Annotated in this window: 3 protein-coding genes; 2 read left to right on the top strand and 1 reads right to left on the bottom strand. The window is 75.2% G+C overall.

Annotated features, from left to right (window positions below):
- Nucleotides 1–442: 442 nt before the first annotated feature.
- A complete protein-coding gene (locus tag ACFRMQ_RS40005; RefSeq protein ID WP_380735827.1) occupies nt 443–709 on the bottom strand; it encodes a hypothetical protein in 267 nt (88 codons plus the stop codon).
- A 131-nt stretch (nt 710–840) separates the two neighbouring features.
- Here ACFRMQ_RS40005 and ACFRMQ_RS40000 point away from each other — a divergent pair, with 131 nt between their 5' ends.
- Both ACFRMQ_RS40000 and ACFRMQ_RS39995 read left to right on the top strand, forming a co-directional pair.
- On the top strand, nt 841–1161 hold the full coding sequence (locus ACFRMQ_RS40000) for a DUF6191 domain-containing protein (protein ID WP_380735826.1): 321 nt from the start codon (nt 841–843) through the stop codon (nt 1159–1161).
- A 165-nt stretch (nt 1162–1326) separates the two neighbouring features.
- Nucleotides 1327–2631, top strand: coding sequence for an alpha/beta hydrolase family protein (locus ACFRMQ_RS39995; RefSeq protein WP_380735825.1), 1305 nt, complete (start codon nt 1327–1329; stop codon nt 2629–2631).
- Nucleotides 2632–2670: the final 39 nt, after the last annotated feature.

The following is a 2670-nucleotide window of genomic DNA, read 5'->3' as shown; positions in this document are numbered from 1 at the left end:
GACCTCCGGCTCCCAGCTCCTCGTCGCGGGCCTCGTCGCCAGTACCCTGGCCACCGGATGTGAGGCCCGGTTCGAGGGCGACGACGAGTACCAGGCGGCTTCCGCCCACGCCGGCACCGCGGTCGGCGTCTGATTCGCCGGTGCCTGACCGAAGATCCCCAACCAACCGAAGGACACGAACGGTCACGAACGCGGCGCAGGCGTTCCGCTCCTCGGGACCAGGAGCGCCGAGGAGCACGCCCGCGCCGTCCGCCGCCCGCCCCGGACCTCACCCAGAGTGGGCGTCATGACCGAGCCACGACCCACCTCGCCCTTCCACACCACCGACCTCGACCGGCGGCCGCCGCGCGCGGGGCGTTCCACCTGTCGGTGACGATGTTCGCCGCCGTCGCCCACCGGCCCGGCTGATCCGGAACTTCCTTGATCCCGCGGGTGGTCGGCCTCAGAGCCGGTGCAGCGCCACCTCGCACAGCCGGCACCGCCGCTGCTCCAGCTCCGGCGGGTACCACGGCTCGCCCGGCCTGGCGGGGCGGTAGTGGGAGTGCTCCATCGGAGCGGTGTCCAGCCCGCAGAGGGTGCGCGCCTGCGGGTCCTCCGGGACGTCGGGGTCCTGGCCCGCGGCGTGCACCGCGACCACACCGGGGCTCACGCCCTCGGCGCCGAGGGCCTGGTCCGGGGCCAGTTCGAAGAGGACGACGATCGAAGCCACGCTCCCACCGTGGCGGGCGGCGGCCGTCCGCGCATTTCGATCTTCACCCGCCGACGCCGACGGGGCCGGCCCGCACACCCGGCCCGGCTCCGCCCCTTTCCGACCGCGCGCCGGGCCGCGATACTGGCCGTATGGGTTTCATCGTCTTCCTGACGCTGCCGGGGCTCGTCCTGCTGCTCACCGCGCTGGCGGTGGTCGACCAGGTGCTGCTGCGGGCCGGCCGGGCCGGTCTGCTGCCCTGGCGGACCGGCGCCCGGCAGGGGCAGGTCTCCGCGACCGGGTTCGAGCAGCTGCACGCCACCTTCTCGGCCGGCAAGCAGCACGAGCTCAAGGAGCGGCAGTCCTCACTGATGCTGCGCGACGACGACGAGGACGGCGCCCCGCCCAACCGCACCGGGGTGGACCTGGTGCACGGCTCGGCGGTGATCCGACTGCCGGGAAAGGCCTCCTGAGGCCCTCCGCTCCGGCCCGGACCGACGAGTCTGCGCCCAGTGGATCCCACCGGCCCCGCCTCCGCATCGGCCCCGGGATGTAAACCCGTGGGCCAATGCCGGCTGACGGTAGATCACTCCGTGGACTGACGCCTCCGATCCGCGCCCCGTGACAGCGTTCGGCGCATGGACACCACGCCGATGGACACCGCCACACCGACGGACACCGCGCCCCTCGCCCGCCGCGCCGGGCTGCCGCGCCGGCGCCTGCTGGGCGCCGCCCTCGCGATGGGTGCCGCCGCGCCGCTGGGCCTCGCCCGCGCCGCCTCGGCCGCTTCCGCCCCCTCTTCCGTTCCCGCTTCCGCCCCCTCTTCCGCCGCCGTGCCCGGCACCGCCACGGACGCCCCCGCCCGGCTCACCCTGACCGCGCCCACCGGCCCGTTCCCGGTGGGCATGGTGCCGCTGCACCTGCGCGCCGAGTCCCGGCCGGACCCGAACGCCAGGCCCGGGCGGTTCCGCGAGCTGATGGCCACCGTCTGGTACCCGGCCCGGGCCTCGGACGCCGCCTCGTACCCGCTCGCCCCCTGGATGACGGAGGGCGCGATGCGCGCCTTCCTCGACGACGCCGGCTTCCCGCTCCCCCTCGCGCTCACCCCGCTCACCGCGGGCCACCAGGGCGCACCCGTCCACCGCGCCGGCCGGCCGCTGCCCGTCGTCCTCTACTCCCACGGCGCGGGCGGCCACCGCGGCGACCACACCATCGTGTGCCAGGAGCTGGCCAGTCACGGCTTCGCCGTCGTCACCGTCGACCACACCCATGACGGGTTCACCGAGTTCCCGGACGGCACCGTCGTCACCCGGGACGGCGTCGCCCCCGGCCTGTACCCGAGGGACTACGCCGCGGACCTGCTCTTCCTGTTCGACCGCGTCGTCGACCTCGCCGACGGCCGCAACCCCGACGTCGACGGCCGCCCCCTGCCGGCCGGCCTGCCCGGCGCCCTGGACGCGCGGAACATCGGCGCCTGCGGCTGGTCCAAGGGCGGCACCGCCGTCGCCCTCGCGATGGGCGCCGACCCGCGCATCCGCGCCGGACTCACCTTCGACGGGCGGATGGAGTCGAACCCCGCCCCCGGCGCCGACATCGACCGCCCGTTCATGCTGATGACCGCCAAGTACACCCGGGCCGCCAGCCCGTACGTCGAGACCTTCTGGAACCACCTGCGCGGCTGGCGCCTCGACGTCCAGGCCACCGGCGCCCTCCACCCCTCCTACGGCGACAACATGACGCTGGTCCCCCAGGCGGGCCGGCTGCTCGGCATGACCGAGGAGCAGATCCAGTCCCAGGTCGGCACCCTCGACCCCGAGCGCGGCACCCGCATCCAACAGGCCTACCCGCTCGCCTTCTTCGACCTCCACCTGCGGGGCCGCCACCACGGCAACCTGCTCGACGGCCCGTCCAGGGCCTTCCCCGAGGTCGTCCACCACCCGTAGGCCCGGCGGACGGCGGGGCGGCCGCCACGGGGGTACGGC

Origin of the sequence: Kitasatospora sp. NPDC056783 (assembly GCF_042789895.1) — a bacterium.
GTDB lineage: Bacteria > Actinomycetota > Actinomycetes > Streptomycetales > Streptomycetaceae > Kitasatospora.
Note: the sequence above shows the minus strand (reverse complement) of the source record. Positions and strands in the feature narration are given on the sequence as shown.

Coding starts and splice junctions, on each gene's coding strand:
- ACFRMQ_RS40000 (WP_380735826.1), top strand. CDS start 841: ATGGGTTTCATCGTCTTCCTGACGCTGCCGGGGCTCGTCCTGCTGCTC.
- ACFRMQ_RS39995 (WP_380735825.1), top strand. CDS start 1,327: ATGGACACCACGCCGATGGACACCGCCACACCGACGGACACCGCGCCC.